The 22064-nt window shown below is 47.9% G+C and carries 37 protein-coding genes; 27 read left to right on the forward strand and 10 right to left on the reverse strand.

Translation table 11 applies throughout. From position 1 onward, the window contains the following. Window positions 1-156: 156 nt before the first annotated feature. Genes E5987_RS05990 through E5987_RS06000 form a run of 3 tightly spaced genes read right to left on the reverse strand, consistent with a single transcriptional unit; the run spans window position 157 to window position 1090 of the window. Window positions 157-393 carry a helix-turn-helix domain-containing protein gene (locus E5987_RS05990; protein ID WP_160335188.1) on the reverse strand — a complete coding sequence of 79 codons (237 nt, stop codon included), beginning with the start codon at window positions 391-393 and terminating at the stop codon, window positions 157-159. Between the two features lie 2 nt (window positions 394-395). Then, entirely contained in the window at window positions 396-596 is a 201-nt protein-coding gene (locus E5987_RS05995) for a hypothetical protein (protein WP_160335189.1), read from the reverse strand. Then, window positions 578-1090 carry a hypothetical protein gene (locus E5987_RS06000; protein ID WP_160335190.1) on the reverse strand — a complete coding sequence of 171 codons (513 nt, stop codon included), beginning with the start codon at window positions 1088-1090 and terminating at the stop codon, window positions 578-580. Before E5987_RS06000 ends, E5987_RS05995 begins: the two co-directional genes overlap by 19 nt. Window positions 1091-1189: 99 nt before the next feature. Between E5987_RS06000 and E5987_RS06005 the strand changes: the two genes are divergently transcribed. Next, window positions 1190-1528 (forward strand): hypothetical protein, encoded by a 339-nt coding sequence (locus tag E5987_RS06005; protein ID WP_160335191.1) that lies wholly within the window; start codon window positions 1190-1192, stop codon window positions 1526-1528. Window positions 1529-1782: 254 nt separating this feature from the next. On the opposite strand, the gene E5987_RS06010 is transcribed toward E5987_RS06005, so the two are convergent. The 7 genes from E5987_RS06010 to E5987_RS06040 form a co-directional block, all read right to left on the reverse strand. Then, complete coding sequence (locus tag E5987_RS06010; protein ID WP_160335192.1) at window positions 1783-2682, reverse strand: DNA-methyltransferase; 900 nt, start codon at window positions 2680-2682, stop codon at window positions 1783-1785. Window positions 2683-2691: 9 nt separating this feature from the next. Continuing rightward, the gene (locus E5987_RS06015; protein ID WP_160335193.1) at window positions 2692-4074 is read right to left on the reverse strand and encodes a helicase-related protein; all 1383 of its coding nucleotides are present in this window, start codon (window positions 4072-4074) and stop codon (window positions 2692-2694) included. Continuing rightward, window positions 4064-4573, reverse strand: a complete 510-nt coding sequence (locus E5987_RS06020) for a hypothetical protein (RefSeq protein ID WP_160335194.1) — start codon at window positions 4571-4573, stop codon at window positions 4064-4066. The genes E5987_RS06015 and E5987_RS06020 overlap by 11 nt, the downstream gene beginning before the upstream one ends. A gap of 12 nt (window positions 4574-4585) precedes the next feature. After that, window positions 4586-4915: a hypothetical protein gene (locus tag E5987_RS06025; protein ID WP_160335195.1), complete on the reverse strand. Its 330-nt coding sequence runs from the start codon at window positions 4913-4915 to the stop codon at window positions 4586-4588. A gap of 167 nt (window positions 4916-5082) precedes the next feature. Next, window positions 5083-5469 carry a hypothetical protein gene (locus E5987_RS06030; protein ID WP_160335196.1) on the reverse strand — a complete coding sequence of 129 codons (387 nt, stop codon included), beginning with the start codon at window positions 5467-5469 and terminating at the stop codon, window positions 5083-5085. 3 nt (window positions 5470-5472) lie between these two features. Next, window positions 5473-5781, reverse strand: a complete 309-nt coding sequence (locus E5987_RS06035; protein ID WP_160335197.1) for a hypothetical protein — start codon at window positions 5779-5781, stop codon at window positions 5473-5475. Window positions 5782-5848: 67 nt separating this feature from the next. After that, entirely contained in the window at window positions 5849-6238 is a 390-nt protein-coding gene (locus E5987_RS06040) for a helix-turn-helix transcriptional regulator (protein ID WP_338143620.1), read from the reverse strand. Between E5987_RS06040 and E5987_RS06045 the strand changes: the two genes are divergently transcribed. The 26 genes from E5987_RS06045 to E5987_RS06170 form a co-directional block, all read left to right on the forward strand. Continuing rightward, window positions 6220-6498, forward strand: coding sequence for a helix-turn-helix domain-containing protein (locus E5987_RS06045; protein WP_202074562.1), 279 nt, complete (start codon window positions 6220-6222; stop codon window positions 6496-6498). The two genes, E5987_RS06040 and E5987_RS06045, sit on opposite strands and share 19 nt — an antisense overlap. Before the next feature lie 326 nt (window positions 6499-6824). After that, window positions 6825-7352, forward strand: coding sequence for a class I SAM-dependent methyltransferase (locus E5987_RS06050; RefSeq protein ID WP_160335199.1), 528 nt, complete (start codon window positions 6825-6827; stop codon window positions 7350-7352). Continuing rightward, window positions 7349-7540 carry a hypothetical protein gene (locus E5987_RS06055; protein WP_160335200.1) on the forward strand — a complete coding sequence of 64 codons (192 nt, stop codon included), beginning with the start codon at window positions 7349-7351 and terminating at the stop codon, window positions 7538-7540. Before E5987_RS06050 ends, E5987_RS06055 begins: the two co-directional genes overlap by 4 nt. Continuing rightward, window positions 7540-8394, forward strand: coding sequence for an SPFH domain-containing protein (locus E5987_RS06060; RefSeq protein ID WP_160335201.1), 855 nt, complete (start codon window positions 7540-7542; stop codon window positions 8392-8394). Before E5987_RS06055 ends, E5987_RS06060 begins: the two co-directional genes overlap by 1 nt. Before the next feature lie 113 nt (window positions 8395-8507). Then, entirely contained in the window at window positions 8508-9056 is a 549-nt protein-coding gene (locus tag E5987_RS06065; RefSeq protein WP_160335202.1) for a hypothetical protein, read from the forward strand. A 186-nt stretch (window positions 9057-9242) separates the two neighbouring features. Beyond that, window positions 9243-9653, forward strand: a complete 411-nt coding sequence (locus E5987_RS06070) for a hypothetical protein (protein ID WP_160335203.1) — start codon at window positions 9243-9245, stop codon at window positions 9651-9653. Beyond that, window positions 9650-9808, forward strand: coding sequence for a hypothetical protein (locus E5987_RS06075; protein ID WP_160335204.1), 159 nt, complete (start codon window positions 9650-9652; stop codon window positions 9806-9808). Before E5987_RS06070 ends, E5987_RS06075 begins: the two co-directional genes overlap by 4 nt. Continuing rightward, entirely contained in the window at window positions 9805-10059 is a 255-nt protein-coding gene (locus E5987_RS06080; RefSeq protein ID WP_160335205.1) for a hypothetical protein, read from the forward strand. Before E5987_RS06075 ends, E5987_RS06080 begins: the two co-directional genes overlap by 4 nt. 133 nt (window positions 10060-10192) lie before the next feature. Continuing rightward, window positions 10193-11155 carry a hypothetical protein gene (locus E5987_RS06085; RefSeq protein ID WP_160335206.1) on the forward strand — a complete coding sequence of 321 codons (963 nt, stop codon included), beginning with the start codon at window positions 10193-10195 and terminating at the stop codon, window positions 11153-11155. After that, window positions 11148-11717, forward strand: coding sequence for a hypothetical protein (locus E5987_RS06090; protein ID WP_160335207.1), 570 nt, complete (start codon window positions 11148-11150; stop codon window positions 11715-11717). The genes E5987_RS06085 and E5987_RS06090 overlap by 8 nt, the downstream gene beginning before the upstream one ends. A gap of 16 nt (window positions 11718-11733) precedes the next feature. After that, window positions 11734-12132, forward strand: a complete 399-nt coding sequence (locus E5987_RS06095) for a RusA family crossover junction endodeoxyribonuclease (RefSeq protein ID WP_160335208.1) — start codon at window positions 11734-11736, stop codon at window positions 12130-12132. Next, complete coding sequence (locus E5987_RS06100) at window positions 12132-12608, forward strand: hypothetical protein (RefSeq protein ID WP_160335209.1); 477 nt, start codon at window positions 12132-12134, stop codon at window positions 12606-12608. Before E5987_RS06095 ends, E5987_RS06100 begins: the two co-directional genes overlap by 1 nt. A 146-nt stretch (window positions 12609-12754) precedes the next feature. Then, window positions 12755-12940 (forward strand): type II toxin-antitoxin system HicA family toxin, encoded by a 186-nt coding sequence (locus E5987_RS06105; protein ID WP_160335210.1) that lies wholly within the window; start codon window positions 12755-12757, stop codon window positions 12938-12940. Beyond that, window positions 12937-13344, forward strand: a complete 408-nt coding sequence (locus tag E5987_RS06110) for a type II toxin-antitoxin system HicB family antitoxin (protein ID WP_160335211.1) — start codon at window positions 12937-12939, stop codon at window positions 13342-13344. Before E5987_RS06105 ends, E5987_RS06110 begins: the two co-directional genes overlap by 4 nt. A gap of 332 nt (window positions 13345-13676) precedes the next feature. Beyond that, window positions 13677-13886: a hypothetical protein gene (locus E5987_RS06115; RefSeq protein ID WP_160335212.1), complete on the forward strand. Its 210-nt coding sequence runs from the start codon at window positions 13677-13679 to the stop codon at window positions 13884-13886. Window positions 13887-14041: 155 nt separating this feature from the next. Beyond that, window positions 14042-14413: an HNH endonuclease gene (locus tag E5987_RS06120; RefSeq protein WP_160335213.1), complete on the forward strand. Its 372-nt coding sequence runs from the start codon at window positions 14042-14044 to the stop codon at window positions 14411-14413. 618 nt (window positions 14414-15031) lie between these two features. Continuing rightward, window positions 15032-15250 carry a hypothetical protein gene (locus E5987_RS06125; RefSeq protein ID WP_160335214.1) on the forward strand — a complete coding sequence of 73 codons (219 nt, stop codon included), beginning with the start codon at window positions 15032-15034 and terminating at the stop codon, window positions 15248-15250. 512 nt (window positions 15251-15762) lie between these two features. Then, on the forward strand, window positions 15763-15912 hold the full coding sequence (locus E5987_RS06130) for a hypothetical protein (protein WP_160335215.1): 150 nt from the start codon (window positions 15763-15765) through the stop codon (window positions 15910-15912). A 52-nt stretch (window positions 15913-15964) separates the two neighbouring features. Beyond that, window positions 15965-16417 (forward strand): phage terminase small subunit P27 family, encoded by a 453-nt coding sequence (locus E5987_RS06135; protein WP_160335216.1) that lies wholly within the window; start codon window positions 15965-15967, stop codon window positions 16415-16417. Continuing rightward, a complete protein-coding gene (locus E5987_RS06140) occupies window positions 16401-18107 on the forward strand; it encodes a terminase large subunit (protein ID WP_237178747.1) in 1707 nt (568 codons plus the stop codon). The genes E5987_RS06135 and E5987_RS06140 overlap by 17 nt, the downstream gene beginning before the upstream one ends. Before the next feature lie 32 nt (window positions 18108-18139). Further along, window positions 18140-19351, forward strand: coding sequence for a phage portal protein (locus E5987_RS06145; RefSeq protein ID WP_160335217.1), 1212 nt, complete (start codon window positions 18140-18142; stop codon window positions 19349-19351). Beyond that, window positions 19352-20023: an HK97 family phage prohead protease gene (locus tag E5987_RS06150; protein WP_160335218.1), complete on the forward strand. Its 672-nt coding sequence runs from the start codon at window positions 19352-19354 to the stop codon at window positions 20021-20023. A gap of 18 nt (window positions 20024-20041) precedes the next feature. Next, the gene (locus E5987_RS06155; protein WP_160335219.1) at window positions 20042-21208 is read left to right on the forward strand and encodes a phage major capsid protein; all 1167 of its coding nucleotides are present in this window, start codon (window positions 20042-20044) and stop codon (window positions 21206-21208) included. Window positions 21209-21265: 57 nt separating this feature from the next. Continuing rightward, on the forward strand, window positions 21266-21496 hold the full coding sequence (locus tag E5987_RS06160; RefSeq protein ID WP_160335220.1) for a hypothetical protein: 231 nt from the start codon (window positions 21266-21268) through the stop codon (window positions 21494-21496). Continuing rightward, window positions 21489-21842 (forward strand): head-tail connector protein, encoded by a 354-nt coding sequence (locus E5987_RS06165; protein ID WP_160335221.1) that lies wholly within the window; start codon window positions 21489-21491, stop codon window positions 21840-21842. The genes E5987_RS06160 and E5987_RS06165 overlap by 8 nt, the downstream gene beginning before the upstream one ends. Next, on the forward strand, window positions 21829-22064 hold a 236-nt coding region (locus E5987_RS06170), incomplete at its 3' end, for a phage head completion protein (protein WP_160335222.1). The genes E5987_RS06165 and E5987_RS06170, both read left to right, overlap by 14 nt.

Raw genomic sequence — 22064 nt, forward strand, 5'->3', positions numbered from 1 at the left:
GGCGCAGGTTTCAGGGCTGAGATTTCAACGCCTTTGCATTTATTCTTTGTGGTTCGATGATTGTAACCCGGTTTCTTCTGCAGCCGTTTCCTGCTCCTAAAAAACTAATGAGAGCATCGCTCTCACTAGTTATATTGCTCGCTGCGTTATCTGCCACTAAACAGGCGCTCCCATCCTGTCGATAATTGCCTTGATGTCACGAGATCTCCAAAGTTTTTCTTGACGGAATCCGCGGCCTGGAGCGGGTAGGATGCCGTCCTTTGTCCATCGTGAAATTGTTTTCAACGAAACACCAAAGAACTCTGCGAGCTGATGCTTATCTAATAACAGGTGATTTTTCAGAATCTCGTTGTTGTATCGGTTTTTGTTTCTTTCAACTTGTGCCGGTGTCATGATTAGTCCTGTTTAGTTGATTTACTGACTTGTTCCTTAGACTCATCGATAGCCATGATCTGCCGGAAGAGAGTATTTTTTAGATCCTTGGCGCCGGCTACGTCGCTCTTATGAGTCGCGTTGTTTGACTGCGCAATCAGAAAGTAATTGAGCATGCGCATAACCAGAAGCGCCTCCTGTTTGGTTAACTCAACTTTTTGCATTTTTCTCTCTCCGTTTTCTTTAGATTTTCGAGCGCTTTTCTATGCGCCCAATCGAATTCATTCATCGTCCGTCTCGGCGATAACGTCATAGCCTCTTTGAGCATCGGGATGATAATTGCGAATGCAGCGCTGATTGCCTTCAATTCGTCACCCGTGGCGATGAATCTTGTGGTCTTTTTCTCATACTTTCGATCAATCAGTGCGTCGAGTGCGTGCTTCCCATTGGTGAGTATCGGGAGAACCTCTGAGAGCTCCAGCTGATCCAGCGTCTCAAATCTCTGATGGACGAGGCCGATCGCCCAAATCAGAACATCCTCGATCCAGTCGATTTCATGATTTGTGGCGTTACCCGTGGGAAGCGTGCACTCAACATAGAGCGCAACGTCGTTCAGCTGAGCTTCGCACTGGCGCCGTTGCTCTTCCGAGTAGTAAGGACCGACGCGGACGGTTATCGGTTTGTATTTCTTGTCACGTTTTTTCTTGCTCTTTGGCATGGTAGATATTCCTAAGGAGTGCCGGTCTTTCCCGGCTGCCACCTCCGCGAGATAATTAAGTTGCGAACTTTTTTTTGTAACTATCCCTACGGAGGAAATATGAGTGAAAATTCAAAGTCGGCAGCGTTTTCGATGTCTTCTGAGCAAGCGGTTCAAGTCCTTTGCGCAGCGCTTCAGGGCGGAGCGATTAAACTCCCCTTTGGCGGCGTGATTGACCAAGAGACACTGAATAAGTATTTGGACAGCGGAGATTACCGAAGTGCCGTTGTCCATCATGGCAAGGATGGGCAACACATCGCTTCCTGTTTTGTTTCTCGCCATCTTTCTATTTATTCTCAGGCCGATGTCGTCTACTTGACGATGCTTTTTATCGGACTTCAGCGAGGGCTTACGGATAAGGAATTGTCCGAGTTTTTCATCTCGGCCGCCCAAAAATGACCTAAGATTAATCAGTATGCGAATGAGAAATCTAATCTGATCTTGATATTCTAGTTTTGAGTCAATGCTTTTCTCGAGTGCGGCCTGCCAAATCATCCGGGCCGCTTCCTTGCTGATCAGGATCGGGTGAGATTCTCCACCAGCAGCGGATATCCCCGGGTAGCCTCCAATGCTTAACGATCTAACGGTTTCTTCAATTAAGCACAGATCAATGCGGGATTTTTCTTTGTTTTTTGGCATGATTGTCTCCTCTGTCAGATACCGAGATCGTTCTGCTGCGCAGCGTATTCCATTTCCGCCATACGCATGTTCTTTACGGCCTGAGCGAAATACGACTTCTTCAATTCAATGCCGATCGCCTTGCGGCCCATCTTCACCGCCTGATATGCCTCGGAGCCGATGCCTAAAAATGGCGTAAAGACCACATCGCCGGGGTTGCTCCACATGGTGATGGAGCGTTCGATTACGTCCAACTGGAGAGGACAGATGTGTCGTTCGTCGTCGCTGTCTCGTGCAGAAAGTCGCTGCAGAGTGTTTGAGGGGTTTATGTCATGCCACACGCATTCTGCCCATCGCTGCCATTGAGAAACAGGGAAGTCCTCCGGCAGGTGAGAAACCGCCTCGGGGTTGTCTCCGGGTTTTCTCATGACGATTAGATAATCAGGTACTCCCATGCGGGAGAGGCAAGAATCCTTTTTAAGCTGCTTATAGAGTAGGCCGATCGCTTTCGTGCGCTGCATAGCAGTAACCGGATCCTTTCTGATTGTGATTCTGGGGCAGTGCAGCACAAAGCCGACTTCCTCAAACATGCGGATCAGTTGGCCGGAGAAATCTCTCAGTCCGATGATGCCGTCTCGCTGTTTGCTCATTGGCAGGTCCATGCAATGAAATGCCATGATGCGGCCCGGCATAAGAATGCGGTAGAGATCAGCCGCCAGAAACGAGAAATGTTTGAAGAATTCCTCGGAGTTTTTAGAGTTGCCAAGATCACGCTCGCTGTTGGAATACGTGTAGAGGCTCTCAAAAGGAGGACTGTAGACAATGTGATGGATGGAGTTGTCAGGGATGCCCTTGACGATCTCGCAGCTGTCTCCGTTGTAGACTTCCCATCCGTTTCCGGATGCCTGTTCGATCACGTTGATCTTATTTGTCATGTTCATCTCCTACGCTGCCGGTGTTAACCAGCTCGGTGTGGTCATAGTTGTTTTCGGTTTGTAGTCGTCTAAATCCCGCTTAGCGGATTTGATGTTTGCTTTATTGGTTTCTTGGCATGAGGCGATCATGCCCGCGAGCATTTCCTGAAATTGAGCCTCTTTGCGGCGGATGTTCTCTACGACGGCGCCCTCGCGTTCATCGGTGATGATGTGGACATTGACGGATTGAGTCTGTCCGAATCTCCAGCAGCGGCGTACAGCTTGGTAGTACTGCTCAAACGAATCGGACAGCCCTAAAAAGGCCATGTTGTGGCATCGTTGGAAATTGAGGCCCATGCCAAAAATTAGTGGTTTACTGATGAGCACCTTGATCTCACCGGAGGCAAAACCAAGCGCCGCAGATTCTTTTCGCTCTGAAGAATCGCTTCCTCTGATCTCGACGGCGCCGGGGATGAGTTTTCTGATCGCCTCGGCCTCGTCGTTGAGATTGCACCAGATAAGCCATTGAGAATTTTCCTTATCGTTCATGACAACTTCAGCGCATTTCTCCGAGCGTTCTTTGATGGAGTCACGGCGGGCCTGCTGACGCTCCTGGAGTGTTTCAGCCGCCATCGGAAACAGGAAACCGGAACAATCATCCGAGTGGACTACATGCTCATGCATCCGCAGCGGCGGCAGAATGTAGCGTTTGCCGTCCTCGACATATCCAATGTCGGCAGGATTCGTGAGCATGACAGCCCAAGACGCGACCCAATCCCAAAATTTCATAACGGCATGTTTTTTAAGACGCCATTTACTGGTATCGCCGCCGTCATGTGTGAAAAACGTTGCGAGCATCTCGGTTGCGGTCATGATGCCGAGAAACTCAGAGTGATTACAGAGTTCCATGAGATCGTTCGGCGCCGGTGTAGCGGTGCACGCCAAACGATACGGAACACGAGCGCAGCTATCGATCAGTTTGGTTCTCAGTTTGCCGCTCATGTTTTTGAGGATGGACGATTCATCGAGTACAACGGCGTTGAAGTCTCGAATATCGAATTTTTCCAGTCGCTCGTAATTGGTGATGTTGATACCGTCGCAAGCGTCTGCGGCTTCCGCGCAGTAATGAACAGTGATGCCGAATTTAGCGGCCTCGGTCACTGTCTGTCTAGAGACCGCCAGTGGAGCAAAAATGATGACTCGACCGCCGACAAGCCGCGCCCATTCGCACTGCATGAGCGTTTTACCGAGTCCGGTGCCGGCAAATATGGCAGCACGTCCCTTCTGCAGCGCCCACAGGACGATATCCCGCTGAAATTGGAAGAGCTGAGGATTCACGAGAGACGGATCGACTCGCTTCCCTACCGGAGGAATTGAGAAGATTTTTGTCTTGAGAAATTGTTTATAGTTCATCGAGCAGCTTCCTAAGTTTTTCGCTTTCATTGCCGATTTGGCGGATTTTGTAAATCTCAACTAAGCCGTCCGAATTGGAGATTTTGGACATAGTCGCCTCGAAAACATCCCCGAACCCAACTAATAGCTTCGGGTCAGTAAAAAAATCTTGGTTGAACTGAGGATCTCTGATCCATGTGCTTATACGTTCCCGTGGGTCTTCATACAATCTAAAAACCCAGTTTTTAGAGCCGGATAGACAGGGTGTTTCCAGCCATAGTCTTCTGGTGATCAGCGTGGGCGAGGGCAGATTAAGAGAAACGGGCTCCCACGCTAGAAATTCCTCGCGTCCGTGAATGTGTAGAATGTGTAAATTGCTGTCGCCGACGATTCGGAAATAGGAACTTTTTTTGCAGATAAACATCGGAGCGAGCTCGTTGTTTCGAATGACGATGAATTCTTGATCGTCCGGGTATTCATTGATCGGTATGGCGCCGGTGTGTGTGAGTTTGATTTTCATGCTGCTGTTCCTTCAGTTGAGCGCCGTTTTTTCTTGGATGCCGCTTTGACGGTCGATTTCGCGGTTTCTCTCTCGAACCTTAGCGGCCGCGTCCAATAGATCAGCGGCAAGATCTTCTGCGCCTTCCGGCGATAGAAGCGCAATGAGTTTTGTTTCGGGGGTGTCCGCTAATTCAGCATTGATTCTGATTAGAGGAATTTCGACGATTCCGTCATTGGTTAAAGCCGCTTGAGCATTTATTACTCCGGCGTCCGTGATGTCAATCAGTCTCAATCCTGCTTTGATGGTTGCTTTATCAAGCTGTTCTTTGACCTGATCAGCTGTGAGTGTTTCGTTGTTCATGCTGGTTTTCCTTTTTGGAGATGCCGGTCTTTCCCGGCTGTCATCCTCCGTCGGATAATTAGGTTGTTCAATCTGTAATTAACCTATGGAGGAAAAGATGGACGAAAATTTTCAAAAACGAGTTGATTTTTATTTGGAACTCTTAGTTAAAACAGGGCTTGTTAAACCTATGGATTTTGAATTTCCGGAGAGTTCAAATCAGAATCCTTATCGTCAGTGGGCTGAGACTTACGGGGATGAGATGCTGACTCGTTTGCTATATCTTCGGCGGATGATTGAGGAGAGACTCGAGAGTATTGAGTACGATGTTGATAAAAATTATCCATTGCCTCGGAAATTTGGCGAATAGCCTCTTGATTCGCAGGTTTCAGTTCTACCCCTAAGACCTCGGCCGCATTTTTGAGGTCTTCTGCAGTTTTCACGGGGTCTTTAATGGCCCCGTTCTTGACACCTTCAAGAATAGTATTGAAAGCGGAAGCGCCGAAGTTTGTTTTTAAAATGTTGATAGCGATCAGCGCGGCTTCTAACATTCGTGATCTTTCATTGAGATACATTTGCTACTCCGGAATGTCGTTGATCTTCTTGGACAGGATCCGCACGCAGTCGTGCCAGAGCGTTCTGGTTGGCTGATCGTGCTGAGTAGTCATGCAGCAGGTACCGAGCAGAGCCAGTAAATCCTGAGCATCTTCCAGCGGGATTTTGTGATCCGCAGATTCGATTCTGGCGATGTACTCGCGGGCGAGTCTGAAAAATGTTTCGGGGTAGTTGGCGCCGGCCCATGTCAGAAGAGTGCGGGCGGCTTCAGAAAACGCAATGGCCTGCGCTTCTGAGAAGAAGATGAATGTTGTGAATTGTGAAGTTTGCATAACGCACCTCGTTTGGAGATGCGTCTAGTATCCTATACAAAATATTTAATGTCAAGCGCACTCGACATTAGCTAGCAGGTTTGATTTGATTTAGAAGTCGAATTGCAAGATCCTGATCAGAATCGTTAAGTCTGTTAACAGCTTCAACTAGCTCCAGCGCTTTGGGCTCTAGTTTCGCCTCAAGTAATGGTTCCATCGATCCCTCTCCAAACACGAGCCAGTAGGGATTGATTTGCAAAACCTTCGCGATTTTCAAAGCGTTAGGCGCGGATAGCTCTTTCGTTGTTGAGTTGCACCATAAATGAACAGCTCCCCTGGTGACGCCTAAACGACGTGCCAGTTCCGATTGGCTGATTTTTCTGGCTGCCATTGCCGTCTTTAGTCTTTCGGTAAAGGTATTCATAAGAGAAAGTGTAGAGATGCATTCGTAGAGACTGCTTGACGTATAACTTGACATTTATGTATAGCTTGCTCGACAATGTCGATATGCAAAAGAAAACAGCTATTGAGATATTTGGTTCAGGGGCGGCTTTGGCGCGAGCTGTCGGTGTAACGCGAGGAGCGGTTTGGCTATGGCCTGATGTGCTGACAATCCGCCAGCAGGACGAGGTCATCGGTGCAGCTATTCGCCTCGGAAAAATCACGCCTGAGCAGGCCAAGGAGTTGGTAAACGATGAGAGACAAAGGAACGAACGAAGTGCGGGCGATGCTCACTGACGTGACGATGTCGGTCATCCGCCAGATCGTTTCAGACGATCCGGACAGATCGCAGAACTCGATCATTCGGGACGTAATGGATGCGTGGGCAAAAAAGCGAGTCATGAGAGACCTCCGTAAACGAGATGCGCTTAATTTACGGATTCAGGACTACGAACTCCACGGCGTCGATACGGCAACGTTACGGCATTCGCTGGACGATTCCGGCAGAGGTCGGGAGAGTTGCCGGAGTTTGCCGGAGAGTGCCGCAACAGTGCCGTTGAATACGGCACATCGTCAGTGATAAGAAAAACAACTCAATAACCCGATCATGCAAAGGATAAGAAATGAAATCCGCAAAAACACCTCCGATCTTGGACCCGATGAGCGGCGCCAGAATGTTCTATTTCGACAAAGATCATCAAAGTGTCCTGTTTGGTGACATTCGAGATGAAGATCACTGGATGACGAACTACAAAAAACTGGAGATTCATCCGGACGAGGTGATGGATGCGAGGTCGATCCCGTATCCGGACAACTCATTTTATTTGGTCGTTCTCGATCCACCGCATCTGATTTACTGCGGGAAAACGTCTGATATGGCTAAGGCCTATGGCGTATTGGACAAGAAGTGGCACGAGGACATGCGCCGTATTTTCAATGAAGCATGGCGCGTTTTAAAGCCCAACGGGACGTTGATTTTTAAATGGGCGGACAAAGACGTTTCCTTGGCAGAGCTCCTTTATGTGCTGCCGCAGGCGCCGGTATTTGGAGATAAAAAACAGGCCAATAACAAATCAGGCACTAATCGCTATTGGCTCGTGTTTTTCAAACATGAGGATGACAAAAAACAAAACCCAGAGGAGGCTAAATGAGACGCTTCGACCATTTTTTAAAAGATCTAGCGTGTGCGATCGGTTCTGTTTTGTTTTTCTTTTTTGTCTACGTTCCTCTGCTGGTTTCCAGTTCTCTGCCGCATTGGCTGATCTTGATACTCATCCTTTTGGGAGCTGTTGTTGCGGCGCTTATCGTCACTTACTTCAATTACAAGGAGCGTAAATAATGAAACCTTCTACCTTTCTCATGTCTTCAGGAATCCTCACAGCAATAGTCGCTGGCGGCATCTATACCGCATGCAACCTGCAAACAGTCCCTGCCGGTTATGTCGGTGTTAAGGTTAATCTTTACGGATCGGACAAAGGCGTGCAGCAGGAGGAGCTCGGGGTTGGGCGTTACCTGCTCACATGGAATGAACAGGCCTATCTTTTCCCAACCTTCAACCAACTGCACACATATGCGCAGCCTTTCACGTTTCAAACCTCGGATGCTATGGCGGTCAACGCTCGCATCGGAGTTGAGTATCAGGTTAAGCCGTCTATGGCTACGAAAGTATTCCAAACGTACCGTAAGGGCGTTGACGAGATCACCGATGTTAACCTGCGCCAGAACGTTTCTGATGCCCTGATCAAATACGCCTCTCTTATGGACGTAAATGAGCTCACGGCAAGCGGGAAATCCAAGCTACTGGATAACGTTACTGAAGAATTGCGGCATCAGTTGGAAGACGTGGGTATTCACATTATCCGCGTCTCGTGGGCCTCTGATATTGAGTATCCGCCGCAGGTAAGGGAATCCATTAACGCCAAGATTGAAGCCACTCAGAGGGCAATGCTTCGTGAGAATGAAGTCGCTCAGTCAAAAGCAGAGGCAGAAAAAGCTCGTGTTGCGGCTCAAGGTGAAGCTGACGCCCAGCTCACGAAAGCCAAAGCAGAAGCTGAATCAATTGCGATTCGGGCTAAAGCGCTTCGTGACAACCCGCAAGTTTTAACACTTGAAGCCATTTCCAGATGGGACGGGAAGCTGCCGGTTTATCTGGGAGGCGACTCTTTGCCGTCAATTTTTATGCAGTCGAAATAGACCGCTGAAGGAAGAGGTCGGAAATGATCAGACCGATTTCCAAGGCCTTCTCCTCCTGGAGAAGGCTCCTATTCGATCCCTCGGATGGTTAGGCGTGTTTTAAATGGTGAACTATGACAGAAATCGAACTCTCAATCACTCGGCTAGCCGCCTTAGGGCGATCCCCGTATCAAATTGAGGTGGAGCTGGGGTTTCCTCCCTACACGATTCATCAGAAATACCACGCCGCATTGCAAGAAGGGTATGCAAGAATGGCGCGCCTTGAGGATTCCAAATCTAATGAATCAATGACGGCGCCGGCTGAACCGATTGAACGCCAAGAAAAAACAACGGAAGAGATGAGCCAGCGGGAGAAACTCGCGGAAACTCGGCGGCTTTACTACCAGAGCCACAGATCAGAGATCAGGGAGAAGCAGCGTCGGTATTACCAGGCAAATAAGGAGAAGGTTGCTCAATATCAGCGCCAGTATCAGCAGGCGAACAAGAGAAAAATCGCCGAATCCAGGCGCGAATACTACCGAGCGAATAAAGAAAAATTCGCCGAGTGGTCTCGCCAATACAAAGCGCGCAAGCGCCGGGAAAAGATAACACAACAAGGAGAATCAGCATGGCCAGAAAATCAGATGCCTACGGGCGACCAAAACGGCGCCGGTCTCAAATAAAGCTGCCTCGGTATCGTCGCCAGGCGACGCAGGAGGCGCCGGATGAGTATGAAACCGTGGAACTCAGTAAACCCGTGAACGGGTCTATTGAGCCGTGGGAAATCCTACTGCTGCTATTTATAGCTGTAGGGATTGTGTGGGGATTGATAGACGTTTTTATGCCTGGTTAGGCAATAGGAGTGAACGATGACTAAATACCGATTTAAATCAGAAGCGCTCGATGCGGCAATGAGGCTGATATTCAGCGATGAGGAAATCGATCGGGTTCTCGATGAACGGTGGAATCAAGACGGCGCTTCCAGTTTTTTCTTTTGGGGGCCTGGCGGTTTGATGATCTCTGTTGATCGCAATGCTGTTATTGGCAATCCCGTCTATGTCCGCAATGTGTGGAATTGTTATCCGCAAATTGTCCCGCCCACTGAAGATCTCTGGCTTACTCAGACAACGGACAACGATTATCGAATTCTCTACTGGCGTAAGGATGCAGCAAGTGGATCAGGGCGCTGGATTGATCCGAACTCATCTAGAGAGGCGCTTGATTCGCATGTGGCTGCATTCCGTGAATTGCCAGCCCAAATGCCGGAGGGAAACAAATGAACGATGCAGAAACCAGGCGGCAGCTGAATATGGAGCGCCGTATGAGAGAGTGGGATGAACTCCGTTTTAATCGCCGCAGCTCAGCACTGCTTCCGGTTATCACGATGGTGCTCATCTCTTTTCTACTGATGGCGCTGTATGGAGTGTTGCAGTGAACAGACTGGAAATATTGGAATTCTCGCTAGAGGAGCTTAAAGAAATTGGCCGAGAAAACATCACGCCGAAGAATTTTCTGAGAGCGCGCAGCGCAGTGACGGACATCGCATTACAGGTGCGCTGCACTATGCCGTTCTCAGGCGTCGGTACGACATTCGCGCTCCATATGAATATGGCGTATCTGCGCGGCTGGATTGAAGGCCGAATATGTGAAATAAACGTGCGGCAGAAATACCGTCGAGCCAAATAAGGACATCCCTATCAAACAACCCATCAAGGAACCATCATGAGATCAGAGTATGAATTCAAGCAAGCGGGAATTCCGTATTTATTGGGGACGAAATACAGTCCTGTTATATCCTGATAACGGCGCAGAGGTCATTATGGCTAGATACAGAAAGATTGACGTGCGCATGTGGAATGATGCCAAAGTCGCCAAGTTGAGCGATGAAGGCAAACTGATATTCTTCTTTTTGCTTACAGCTCCACAGACAACTATGATCGGAGCTGTCCCGATTGATAAATATACCGTATGCAGATATTTAAATATGGATGCTAAACGGTATGACATAGGGTATCAGCAACTAAAAAATATGGGTATGGTTGAGTATGACGAGAGAGGGCTTTTCTTCATTCGCAACTTCCTTAAATACAATCCGCCTGACAATCCTAAAGTGGTCTCCGGGTGGTCTTCGTTCCTTGATGTCTTTCCGGAATGCGAATTACTGGAAACTATCGCAAAGTCCGTAATTACGGCATGTCTCGCCAGGGGTGATAAATATATTGATGCGCTCGGTAAAGAGTATAAGGAACTCGCTGGATACGGTATCGGTAACGGTATGGCATTCCAGAGAACAGAGAACAGAGAACAGGAATTAATTAATGTTGCTACGCAACATATGTCCGCAGAGGAAAAAACGCCCTCTGCTGACCTTCCGCCGGAGCCGCCGCAGGAAGAAACTCTGACACTCAACTCGGACGCCTCCGCAGAGTTGACGCCTGTTCAGCGAGCGGTCAGGGTAGGAAAGCATTGCCCTCAGCAAAAGATCATCGATCTTTATCACGAGGTTCTGCCAGCTCTGCCTCGGGTGCGAATTTGGAATACGGCTAAACGCAAGCAAATGATGGCTGCTCGATGGCGTGAGATGGCAAGTGATCAGGAGTTTCAAAGCGAAGCTGAAGGGCTGGATTTTTTCAGACGTTTTTTCGAGTTTGTCAGTCATTCCCCGTTTCTCATGGGACAGTCAAAAAACGCCGACGGCCGATCTTGGTGCGCTGATCTTGAATGGCTGCTGAAGGCTGAGAACTTTACGAAGGTTTGTGAGAGGAAGTATCACCGTGACTAAAAAAAGTTCATTTGATTTCTCGGTAGAGAGTCCGCAAAAGAGTCCAAAATATTCTCCGATTGGCTGCGCAGCTCATGGATGTCCGTGTTTCATCGATGGCGCCGGTATTGCTCAGCGGAAAAATGTATGCTGGTTTCATGATGGGATAGACCCGCGAGATTGGGGCAACGTGACCTTCAAGGTGCGACGCTATGAGCCGCTGATTCGGCTGGCTAATGCGATGCTGTACGAGCCGCAGAAATACAATTTTTTGGCTCATGATGGAAACGCTCGGATCGAAAAGGTTAATCGGTTTCTTGATCGGTTTGGATTGGACTTTCTCCACATTCGGGATGATCTGATCGGATGCAACAAGCAGGGGCAGCGGGTTTATCGATCTGAGTCTGCTTACGAATTTGCCTATCGTCTGAATCGGTGGATCACGGATGAAGTTCGCAAAGGTGCCGCATTAGCCGGTAGTCAAAGCGGAGCCGATGGAGACGATCCGGAGCTAGACCCGTTTTCTCGTTTAATTTATTCACTCAAAACGCCGAAGTCTGCCTTTACAGATAAATTCGCATAAGAATAAGGATGCCCGTATGACAGTCATTGACGTAACAATACCCATGAAACCGGTTCCTAAGGAGCGCCCGAGGACAGGAATCGGTCATGTCTATACGCCGAGGAAGACAAAAATCGCAGAGACGGCAATTAGCTACGCAGTGAATGCTGAAATGAAGAAGAGGAGAATCCCGCCATTTAGAAACGAGGCTCTCAGAGTGACGGTTCTATTCTCATTTTCTACAGCGGATAAGAAAAGAATTAACACGCCGAAGAAGACACGGCCAGATATTGACAATTTAGGTAAGACCGTACTGGATGCACTAAACGGAGTGGCATTTAAGGACGATGGTCAGGTGGCAGATTTTATCTGTAGGAAAGAATTCTCAGCAAACGATTCGATAACAATCTCAATTGAACCAATCCAGGCGGCTTAATGGAAGAAAAGAAATACAACCGAGAGGATATGCTGTACAGGCTGAGTAACTGGAGGCGCGTTTATGGAGATCGGCGCCGGCAGGGAGTGTCTATTACAGAAATCTGCTGCAGATATGCCAGAGCAAATATTAAACGCAGAAGAGAGACGCCAGAGGAGAGAGAGGCAAGGGAGCGCGAAGAACTGCAATACAGAGATCCGGTTTTACCGCCGCCGGATTTCCGAGATGCGAACGTTCTGCAGTCTGTTTGGATGTGGCTGCCGGAGAAAATAAATGAGGTTCCGGTTAAGTCGATTGTTAAGCTGCTGGCATTCGGAACATGGAAAGAGTACAGAAATCACCTCAGAAGTTTAGGGGCCAAGAGAATGGATCGATTTATTGATTTTTCTTTGAGAGTGTTTTTTGAAAGGATTTGCCGCTATGAACAAAAGATCAATTCTCCAGTGGCTAACGATGATAGTTTTAAAGTGGAATAGTCGCTAGAGACCTAAGTCTGCCATTTACTCTCTAAAAGGTCATTAGAAAGAATCAAGCGTTCTGCGGAGCTTCCTTGACTATTTTCGAGGAAAACTCTTGGCATTATGAATTAGCGTGTGTATAATGCGCATTAAAGAGAGGTTTTATGAAATTCAGCGAGCTTGAAAAGATATTAAAAAATGATGGATGGGCTTTAAAGAGTGTTCGCGGATCTCATCATCATTACGTTCATCCGTCTAAGCCTGGAAAAGTAACGGTTCCTTTTCATGCCGGGGATTTGAAACCTAAAACAGTTAAGTCAATACTGAAACAAGCGGGGTTAATGCAATGAAACTAATTTATCCTGCGATTTTTTACGCAGACGAAAACTCGAATGGCTATACCGTCGAGGTGCCGGATTTGCCTGGTTGTGTTACGGAAGGAGATTCCCTTGAAGAGGCTTTAGAAATGGGAGTTGATGCCGCCAGCGGTTGGATCCTGGACGAACTTGAGGAGGGAAGAGTAGCTCCTCCAGCTTCTTCTCCGCTCGAACTAAAACCTGAAGAAGGAGGGTTCGTCAGCCTTCTGACATTAGATATAGATTCTTATGCTGAGAAATATGGGGATAAGGCTGTACGCAAAAATCTCACTATTCCTGCATGGCTCAATACGTTTGCCGAATCCAGACATATCAACTTCTCAGATGTACTTCAAAACTCTCTTAAAGCTTTGTATAGAAAAGAGCAAGGAGTTTAATAAACAGGAGTTTCCGAGAGGTCTATGACTAAATTGTTGCAAATGATAGTAGATATAAGCTAAAATAGCTCCGACAATTCAGTCCAATGGACACCACTGGCCATACGGTTTCAGATAATCTAAGAGCGCTCGAAAGGCGCTCTTAGCGTGCCCGAAAGAAATGTAGAACCCCGATCGAGAGACGGGGTTTTAGTGTTTCCGGATACAGAGTTCATTTGTGAATCGAGCCCCGTCTCGTTAAAACGGTCTCCTTGATTGGGATGTTTGAGGGTTGCAGTCGGCGCATCGGCGCCGGCTGTTTTTTCTCTCTGAGAAGCAAAGGGAAGGTCAAGATGAAAATAGATACCGCTTTTTTATTTACGACCATGTTTGCGTCTGCGGTTTTTACGATTGACGGCGGAAGATATGAAGAACTTTTTGTTAAATCCCTTGCCTATGGATGGATTCTGTTGTGTTTTCTCAATGCCTTGTATTGGGTGTTGAAAAATTACTACTACAAACTCTTGAAAGGTTGTCGGAAGAGGGACTCCAATGAAAAATAGTCTCGATGGAGTTAACAAATGACTCAATTTGAATCACCTTCTCGCTTGAGCGGTATCAAACGAGCCATTCAATTAAGTGTTGCAGTCGGCGCATCGGCGCCGGTTGATTCAGCCTCTAAATAGAGCTCAGGTTAATTCCTGAGCTTTTCTGTTTTATGAAAGCGATAAAAACGATTTGTTCATGGCCTGGCTGCCACTGTGTAGTAGATATGCCGGAGCGATACTGCTTAAAGCATAAGAAAAAGGCGGCGCAGCGCAGAGAGGTTAATAGGCTGACTGCTCACCAGAGAGGATATAACTCAGAATGGCGCCGGGCAAGGGCGCTGTTCTTAGCGGATCATCCGATATGTGAAGAGTGCAAGAGGCAAGGAAAGGCCAGTGCCGCTACTGTTGTCGATCACATCATCCCGCACAAAGGTAACCGTGAATTGTTTTGGAATGAATCAAATTGGCAGGCGCTATGTAAACGCTGCCACGATAGGAAGACGGTCAAAGAAGACGGAGGATTTGGTAATGGAAAGAAATAAGACGACAAATATATGGGAGCGGGTCGTGGCGCACGCATGGCTCAGTGACGAACTAAATAAAGGCAACGTGGAGTATAGGTATGCTGATCGCCCTATCGGTATCGTCTGCGCATTGATGAATTTAATCTCAGATAGAGAAAGAAGCACAAGGGGTAAATTTGGGATTTTAATTACCTCCCTTATTCTATGGGTACTTATTCGGGCACTGTATTTTTTCTGCGCGACTTGCGTCGTTGTTCTGACGCTCCGATGGCTTGCAGGATAGGAGCCAAAAAATAATCAGGCATAGAATTAAAGAACTACCACATTCTTTAATTAAGACTATGCCTGACTTCTGTTTTACCTTTTATCGTTAAGAACGTGATCTCTATTACTGTCGGAATTGGGGTGTTCCTTTTGGCCTATAGCTATCTCGGACATCTGGAAGTATTCAAAGAGGTTTGGATTTCATATGTAGTGCTAGCCTTTTGCATCCTGCTCTCGATATCGGTATTTGTTCTTGTAAAAGGAGTTCTACGATTCATTGCGCAAGCGTTCCGGCTTGCTTTAAACGTGCGTGAAACGAATCGGCAGAGATCGTATGAGGAAAGCTATCGAAACAGACAATGGGAGGATGCGGTGATTTCCAGAGTTCGAGCATTGCCTACACCGACTCAGCTCAGATTTAAATCAGCGGGTAGCGAAAGTTTTGAAGTTATTGGTCACGATCTAACAATCAATGAACTCAGCGAACTAGGAGCGGTCAAGGTCATAAATCGAACCGCTCGCGGTCTCTGGATTATTTTGACGGAGAAAGGGATAGCCGCAGTCAGAAAGAAGAGCGATTTGATCTATTGAGGTAGGGGCGGGTCAAAAGTAAAACGCGGACCCGTCCGAGACCGCGCCCCCAGCTAAATTTTTGTGCGTGCAAAATGGGAATTTTAAAAAGAAATTGACAGAAAGCGCCGTCCGCTTTGGGTTTATCAAAAAAGCCTCGCGCGCGCATGTGCGCGCGGGTGAGAGACGGAAATAAAAAATTAAACCCCGTTCAGTAGTGAGCTGAGCGGGGTTTTTAGTCGGAATTAGAAGAGGTAATTCCATGGATAAAATTATACGTGATATAGGAGACTTAATCACTATGAGTTTGAGTCTGCCACTGTTTTTAGCTATCCCGATTTGGATGGTTTTTTATAGTTTTTGTATCTCGTTTTCTTTGATCTTGATTTTCAAGGCGATCAAGGTGATAAGAGAGGTATTTAAGAATTGGTAAAAGATAAGTAAACCCCGTTCAGTAGTGAGCTGAGCGGGGTTTTTGTTGGTTGACTAGGAAGATGTCAACCTTAGTAAAGCTATCTTTGAGGATTATAACAATGAACATGGAAGAAGAGATTATGTTCTTGAAAGAAAGACAGGCTTTCTGGAAAGGTGTAGTCGCTGGGGTTATTGCTTCGGCTGCGTTCTTTTCGGGACTGGTGGCGCTAATTTATTACATGGTGCAAATTGTCCAGGCAATTAAATAGGTAATTCTAGCGAGCTGATCGAGTTTTACCTGAAGATTCAACAGAGGCAGCTATGGCCGGAAGACCACGAAAAAGCGACGAAGTCAAAAAAGCGCAAGGTACTCTCCAGCGCTGCAGGATTAACCGGAAACAGTTCGATGTTGAAGGAGAACTGCCGGCAGCTCCCCCGCCATCGCTTACTGAAGAAGCCAGATCGGCATGGTCAATGGCAGTGCGATGCGCTCCGAAGGGACTGCTTACTGTTCTTGACCACGGAGTTCTGGAAAGATGGTGCCGCAGCTATGCGCTCTATCGGAAGTATGCGAAGAAGGTAGAAGCGGGCGACGTTGAGCAGTGTCATCCGGAATCAGGGATGCGTTCTCTTACGCCTACGGTAACGATGATGATTCAGGCTCATAAGATGATGCTGCAGTGCGAAAAGGAGCTCGGTTTTTCTCCGTCCGCAAGAAATAAAGTCAAGGTTGAAGTGAAAGATGATGAAGAAGCAAATGCCTTCCTTGAGTAGGCCGAATTATTTTGAGATTGCAAAGAAGTACGCAAACGACGTGGTTCAGGGCCGATTACCGGCTTGCGATCTCGTTAAAAAGGCGTGCCAAAGACAGCTAAACGACTTAATCAGGTACGGAGACGGTCATAAATTTATCTTTGATAGTGCGTCCGGAGATCGTATCTGTTGGTTTATTGAACACCTGACGCACGTTAAAGGGGAACTTGCGGGAAAGGAAATCAGGCTCGAGCCGTGGCAGGTTTTTATTCTTCATACAGTCTTTTCGTGGAAAACCCCTGCCGGTACAAGACGATTTAGGCGCGTCTATATTGAAGTTCCGAGGGGCAACGGAAAATCAAGCCTTTCAAGCGGAGTCGCTCTGTTTTGTCTTTGCGCAGATCGGGAGCCTGGCGCAGAGGTATATTCGTTTGCGACGACTCGGGACCAAGCCAAGATCGTGTTTGGGGACGCAAAGGAGATGGCAAAGCAGAACTCGAAACTGCGCAACGCCTTTAATCTTCAGACGCTGGCTAATGCGCTCTATGTTCCGAAGACAAACAGCTACTTCCAGGCAAAGTCCGCTGAAGGCTCAACACTGGACGGCTTGAATACGCATCTGGCTGTCATTGACGAACTGCATGCGCATAAAACCCGGGCGGTCTACGACGTTGTAGAGACATCGCTGGGCAAGCGGCGTAACTCACTGATGTGGGTGATCACGACCGCTGGCTTTGATACGGCAGGAGTCTGCTATGAGGTCCGGTCATTTGTGCGGCAGGTCCTGAATAAAGAGGTCGAGGATGAAAGCCAGTTTGGAATTATCTACGGCCTGGATGAAGGCGATGACTGGACAAGCGAGGCTGCGCTGCAAAAAGCGAATCCGAATTGGGGCGTCAGTGTTCGGCCTGAGATTATTAAGTCTTTGCAGTCTAAAGCGATAGCCAGACCGAGCGCAGCAAATAACTTCAAGACCAAACACTTAAATGTTTGGTGTTCTGCCGCTTCCAGCTGGATGGATATGATCGCTTGGAATTCTTGCGAGGCAGGGATAACGCTCGATGATTTTGAAGGGTGCGAGTGTTATATGGGCTTGGACTTAGGCGCTAAGAATGACTTGACGGCAAAGGTGCTTGTATTTCCTCGCGAGAATGAAGCAGGGCGCCGAATTTATTATGTGTTTGGCCAGTATTACGCACCCCGGGCGGCGCTGTTAAAGTCCGGTAACTCTCAGTATGACGGTTGGGAGACGCTCGGTTATCTGCGGGTGAGCGACGGCGCTGTAACCGACTTTGATCAGATCGAAGAGGAGATACTGGAGGACTGCCGGCGGTTTCAGGTTACGGCTGTCGCATATGACCCGTGGCAGGCGACTCAGCTAGCCGGGCGCCTCTCAGATAAAGACATTCCTATGGTCGAGTATCGCAATACAGTACAAAACATGAGCGATCCGATGAAGTGGCTTGAGGCTTTGGTTCAGGATAGACGTATTGCTCATGACGGCGATCCAGCGCTCGCTTGGATGATGGGGAATGTTGTCGCTAAACGAGACTTCAAAGATAACATTTTCCCTAGAAAAGAGGTCTACGAGAACAAAATTGACGGCGCTGTAGCGTTGATTATGGCGTTAGGGATGTGCGTAAACGAGGAAACAGCAGGGGCTTTTGAGGAATATGAAAGCGACTCTGAAGTCCCGTTCTTCAGTTGGTAAAGATCATGATAGTAAAGAGGCTTATAAATTGGGTGTCCGGATGGGGAGGACCTCTCGGGTTCTCATCCGGTGAGCAGATAGCGGTTCCGGTGGAGCCGCTTTTTTCTGACCTAAAAGAGATTGAAGAGTCAAAGGCGCTGCAGATATCGACTATTTTTGCCTGTACTGAGCTGCTGGCTAATACGATGTCCACCTTTCCGATATTTATATACAAAGGAAGCAAAGACAAAGGGAGAGCTCCGGATAGAAACAGCAACATCTTCACTCTGCTTCATGACAAGCCGAATGATTGGATGACGCCTTCGGAGTTTGTATCGGCAATGGTGATCAATAGGATGCTGCGAGGCAACGCCTACGCGTTGATCCAGAGAGGCGCCGACGATGAACCGGTTGCACTGATTCCGCTGCCGGCCGAGCAGGTAGAAATGACAGTTATAGGGAATCGGGAGACGTATATCTACTACTTAGACGGTCAGGTAAATGTCTATTCCGGCGACAATATTATTCACTGGAAAGGGGTCGGCAACGGGTATAAAGGGCTGTCAAAGATCAGATTCATGAGTGCGACAGCGAACGAGGCAGTGAATGCGCAGAGTAATGCGACTAAGTTTTTCGGGGAACGATCTAAACCCACCGGCGTATTGTGTACCGATCAGAAACTGGGAGATTCGCAGTTTAAAGAGGTCTTGAAACGATTCTCAGGGATGGCAAAAGGAGATGGGTCGGGCCTATTCCTGGTTGACCGCGGATTTAATTACTCTTCTATGTCGCTTTCTCCGCAGGATGCTCAGCTTCTGGAGACAAGAAAATACAACGTTGAAGAGATTTGTCGGTGGTTTGGTGTGCCGCCGGTTCTTATTGGAGCTTCCGGTGTGACCACATGGGGATCCGGAATTGCCGAGATCGTTTCCGGTTTCCATAAATTTACGCTGGCGCCGTTGTGTACTCAGTTTCAGCAGGCGTTAACTCGCAAACTGATTCCTGTATGGGACCGAGATAAATACACAATTGAAATGAAGTTGGATGCGCTGCTGAGATCAAATCCGCAGGAGCGGGCGGCGTACTACTCCCAGATGGCGCAAAACGGGATGATGACAAGAAACGAGGTTAGAGGGCTCGAAAATCTGCCGCCGGCGGAGGGTGGCGATGAGTTGACCGCTCAATCGAACTTAGTACCGCTAAAGAATCTTGGTCAGGTAAAAACTACTTCTAATCCGCCGGATGGATCACTAGTGAGGCAATAAATGACAAAACTGCAATATAAAACCATTGAACTAAAAGATGTTGAATTGAAGTCCGAAGAGGATGGAGCAACTTTTTCCGGATACGCATCAGTCTTTAACGGCAATGATTTAGTGGGTGACACGATCCTTCCGGGGGCGTACAAGGATGCGATTGAAAACTTCACTCCGAAAATGTTTTTTAACCATGATTCTTACAGTCTTCCAATCGGTAAGTGGATCAAAGTCGAAGAGGATGAGAAAGGACTGAAGGTTATCGGAGAGCTGACTCCCGGGAATCCTCAGTCAGAAGCAGTCAAAGCGGCTTTAAAGCACGGTACTGTTGACGGTCTTTCCATTGGTTATAAACTGGTAGCATCAGGCTACAAGCGTAAAAAAGACGGCGGCAGAACGATTGAAAAAATCGAGGCTCTTCCCGAGATTTCGATCGTTACTTTTCCATGCGATCAATCGGCAAGGATTGATTCAAAGAGCGAAGACATTGACGAACTAAAGACAGTAAGAGATTTTGAAAACTACCTGCGGGATGCAGGCGGTTTCTCCAAAGCTGAGGCCACAGCGCTGTGTGCCAAAGCACGGGCCGTATTTTCGGATCAGGGGGAGCCTGATGGCGAAGAAAAGGCGCAAAAAGAAGTCTGCGAGCGCATCAAGGCGCTGGCGGAGCGTTTTAACTAAACCAAAAGGAAACTCTAAATGAATGAAGAAATGAAAACGGTAATGGCTGCACTTGAGACCATTGAAAAGAAGATGAGTACTCAAGTATCAGCTGAACGATTCGACGAACTGGCAGAACAGCAGGCAAAACTGGCAAAACAGCTTCTTGATCTGCAGCAGAAGGGGCTGAATCTTAATATTCCTCAGAAGAAAGCTGTGAAAAGCATTGGCGAGCAGGTGGTAGATAACAGCGCGTTCAAGTCCTATCTCGCAGGAAGCGCAACGAAATGCCGCTTTGAGATCACCGAGGCGAAAGCAGACGATCAGGGCGCAACTGTTGAGCTTGAAAATCCCATGCTCACTCCCGGGGATGGCGTTTTACCGACGTACAGACGACCGGGGATTTTGCCGAAAAGTGTACGTCCGCTGTCCATCGAGGCGCTATTCCCGAGTTCTCCTATCTCCGGCAATTCGTTTGAATATGTTCAGGAGAAGGGCTTCTACAATGGAGCAAATATAGTCAAGGAAGGCAGCCAGAAGCCGTTTTCTTCGATTAAATTTGAAGTTAAGACCGGGAAAGTGCACACCGTCGCTCATCTGGCCAAGGTGTCCAAACAGATGCTTGAGGACGCTCCCGCCCTGATTTCCTATCTGAATAATCGCATGACTTACGGCGTTGATCTGGTTGTGGAGGATATGCTGATTAGCGGCGAAGGCGGCGAAAATGAGCTTTCAGGCATCTTTACAGAAGGCAATTACACGCCGGTTAACGCAACAGCCGGAGATTTAGGCAGCGCTCCTAATCTCTACGATTTAATCCTGTTTGCAAAGTCCAAGATTCAGCAGGCTTATTTCCGCCCGAACATGATTCTTTTGAATCCGGCAGACTGGGTGAAGATGCTCTTTGTCAAAAATAGTTCCGGAGATTATTACCTCAGCGGTCCCGTCAATGTAGCTGCTAAGACGCTGTGGGGGCTTCCTGTACTTGACTCTCAGGCAATCCCTGAAGGCAAGTTCATGGTAGTAGACACGACTCAGGCGGCTACTGTTTGGCATCGTTCGGGTCTGACGCTGGAGATGTTCGAGCAGGATGCGGATAACGTTCAGAAGAACTTAGTCACCATCCGCGCTGAACGCCGCCTTGGTTTCAGCATCGAGCGTCCGGAGGCGTTGGTTGGAGGAACTTTAGCTATTCCGACAGCATAATCAGGGCATTTTCTCTGCGATATAGGGCCTTCGGGCCCTTATTTTTTGGAGTTTGATATGCAGATTGAATTTACAAAAAGCGCCGTAACGCTATTTGGAGCGGTAGAAAAAGGCGATATTCTCAATATTTCGGATAAAAGCGCGCTCGCTTTTATCCAGGCGGGGATCGCAAAGATTCCGAGCAAAAAGAGAGAGGGTAAAGCCAAAAAAACACCGGCAGAAGAGAAAAATCTGAAACCGCAGGATTCTGAAGAGACAACTGCGGAGCCGGAGATCTCGAATGAATGAAAGGGACTCAGCGGCTGAAGTGGTCACTCTAGAGGAACTCAAGCATCATCTGCGTGTCGAGCATGACGCTGATGACGATCTTATCCAATCGTTCGGGCTTGCCGCGGCTGAATATGCTGAGCACATTTGCGATCGTCAGATTGTCCGACGAGATGATTCGCTGGCAGTTTGCGACTCGATCAGTGACGTTCCGGCCAGCATTAAAACGTGGATCAAATTGTATGTGACTGATCTCTATGAACGTCGCTCCCTTACAGAGGGCGGAGAGTTCAAGATCAGAAACTACGATCATTTACTGGATCGGTGGATTATTTACGACAGGATAAAAGATCATGCAAATTCCTAATGTCGGAGATTTGAATCGTCCATGCGCCATCTATTCATCCAAGCTTCTTCCGAACGGAAGGTCTGATCACGTAACCGAACGCACACCGCTATGGCAGTGCTGGTGCAAGGTTGAAGTGATAGGCGGATCGGTCTATTGGGACAATGTTCAAACAGAAGAGTCGATTACTCATCGCATTTTTGTTCGATATGTCAAGGGAAAGACTCGCCCGCAGGATCTTCC

This window comes from Parasutterella muris (genome assembly GCF_009767915.1).
GTDB lineage: Bacteria > Pseudomonadota > Gammaproteobacteria > Burkholderiales > Burkholderiaceae_F > Parasutterella > Parasutterella muris.

What these genes read in the sequence shown, in the direction of transcription:
- E5987_RS06055 (WP_160335200.1), top strand. Translation starts at nt 7,349, where the DNA reads ATGAGACGCTTCGACCATTTTTTAAAAGATCTAGCGTGTGCGATCGGT.
- E5987_RS06135 (WP_160335216.1), top strand. Translation starts at nt 15,965, where the DNA reads ATGGCCGGAAGACCACGAAAAAGCGACGAAGTCAAAAAAGCGCAAGGT.
- E5987_RS06110 (WP_160335211.1), top strand. Translation starts at nt 12,937, where the DNA reads ATGAAACTAATTTATCCTGCGATTTTTTACGCAGACGAAAACTCGAAT.
- E5987_RS06100 (WP_160335209.1), top strand. Translation starts at nt 12,132, where the DNA reads ATGGAAGAAAAGAAATACAACCGAGAGGATATGCTGTACAGGCTGAGT.
- E5987_RS06025 (WP_160335195.1), bottom strand. Translation starts at nt 4,915, where the DNA reads ATGAACAACGAAACACTCACAGCTGATCAGGTCAAAGAACAGCTTGAT.
- E5987_RS06050 (WP_160335199.1), top strand. Translation starts at nt 6,825, where the DNA reads ATGAAATCCGCAAAAACACCTCCGATCTTGGACCCGATGAGCGGCGCC.
- E5987_RS06040 (WP_338143620.1), bottom strand. Translation starts at nt 6,238, where the DNA reads ATGTCAAGTTATACGTCAAGCAGTCTCTACGAATGCATCTCTACACTT.
- E5987_RS06035 (WP_160335197.1), bottom strand. Translation starts at nt 5,781, where the DNA reads ATGCAAACTTCACAATTCACAACATTCATCTTCTTCTCAGAAGCGCAG.
- E5987_RS06070 (WP_160335203.1), top strand. Translation starts at nt 9,243, where the DNA reads ATGACTAAATACCGATTTAAATCAGAAGCGCTCGATGCGGCAATGAGG.
- E5987_RS06085 (WP_160335206.1), top strand. Translation starts at nt 10,193, where the DNA reads ATGGCTAGATACAGAAAGATTGACGTGCGCATGTGGAATGATGCCAAA.
- E5987_RS06000 (WP_160335190.1), bottom strand. Translation starts at nt 1,090, where the DNA reads ATGCCAAAGAGCAAGAAAAAACGTGACAAGAAATACAAACCGATAACC.
- E5987_RS06115 (WP_160335212.1), top strand. Translation starts at nt 13,677, where the DNA reads ATGAAAATAGATACCGCTTTTTTATTTACGACCATGTTTGCGTCTGCG.
- E5987_RS06120 (WP_160335213.1), top strand. Translation starts at nt 14,042, where the DNA reads ATGAAAGCGATAAAAACGATTTGTTCATGGCCTGGCTGCCACTGTGTA.
- E5987_RS06160 (WP_160335220.1), top strand. Translation starts at nt 21,266, where the DNA reads ATGCAGATTGAATTTACAAAAAGCGCCGTAACGCTATTTGGAGCGGTA.
- E5987_RS06165 (WP_160335221.1), top strand. Translation starts at nt 21,489, where the DNA reads ATGAATGAAAGGGACTCAGCGGCTGAAGTGGTCACTCTAGAGGAACTC.
- E5987_RS06155 (WP_160335219.1), top strand. Translation starts at nt 20,042, where the DNA reads ATGAATGAAGAAATGAAAACGGTAATGGCTGCACTTGAGACCATTGAA.
- E5987_RS06095 (WP_160335208.1), top strand. Translation starts at nt 11,734, where the DNA reads ATGACAGTCATTGACGTAACAATACCCATGAAACCGGTTCCTAAGGAG.
- E5987_RS06140 (WP_237178747.1), top strand. Translation starts at nt 16,401, where the DNA reads ATGCCTTCCTTGAGTAGGCCGAATTATTTTGAGATTGCAAAGAAGTAC.
- E5987_RS06150 (WP_160335218.1), top strand. Translation starts at nt 19,352, where the DNA reads ATGACAAAACTGCAATATAAAACCATTGAACTAAAAGATGTTGAATTG.
- E5987_RS06065 (WP_160335202.1), top strand. Translation starts at nt 8,508, where the DNA reads ATGACAGAAATCGAACTCTCAATCACTCGGCTAGCCGCCTTAGGGCGA.
- E5987_RS06075 (WP_160335204.1), top strand. Translation starts at nt 9,650, where the DNA reads ATGAACGATGCAGAAACCAGGCGGCAGCTGAATATGGAGCGCCGTATG.
- E5987_RS06060 (WP_160335201.1), top strand. Translation starts at nt 7,540, where the DNA reads ATGAAACCTTCTACCTTTCTCATGTCTTCAGGAATCCTCACAGCAATA.
- E5987_RS06130 (WP_160335215.1), top strand. Translation starts at nt 15,763, where the DNA reads ATGAACATGGAAGAAGAGATTATGTTCTTGAAAGAAAGACAGGCTTTC.
- E5987_RS05990 (WP_160335188.1), bottom strand. Translation starts at nt 393, where the DNA reads ATGACACCGGCACAAGTTGAAAGAAACAAAAACCGATACAACAACGAG.
- E5987_RS06030 (WP_160335196.1), bottom strand. Translation starts at nt 5,469, where the DNA reads ATGTATCTCAATGAAAGATCACGAATGTTAGAAGCCGCGCTGATCGCT.
- E5987_RS06105 (WP_160335210.1), top strand. Translation starts at nt 12,755, where the DNA reads ATGAAATTCAGCGAGCTTGAAAAGATATTAAAAAATGATGGATGGGCT.
- E5987_RS06010 (WP_160335192.1), bottom strand. Translation starts at nt 2,682, where the DNA reads ATGACAAATAAGATCAACGTGATCGAACAGGCATCCGGAAACGGATGG.
- E5987_RS06015 (WP_160335193.1), bottom strand. Translation starts at nt 4,074, where the DNA reads ATGAACTATAAACAATTTCTCAAGACAAAAATCTTCTCAATTCCTCCG.
- E5987_RS06020 (WP_160335194.1), bottom strand. Translation starts at nt 4,573, where the DNA reads ATGAAAATCAAACTCACACACACCGGCGCCATACCGATCAATGAATAC.
- E5987_RS06005 (WP_160335191.1), top strand. Translation starts at nt 1,190, where the DNA reads ATGAGTGAAAATTCAAAGTCGGCAGCGTTTTCGATGTCTTCTGAGCAA.
- E5987_RS05995 (WP_160335189.1), bottom strand. Translation starts at nt 596, where the DNA reads ATGCAAAAAGTTGAGTTAACCAAACAGGAGGCGCTTCTGGTTATGCGC.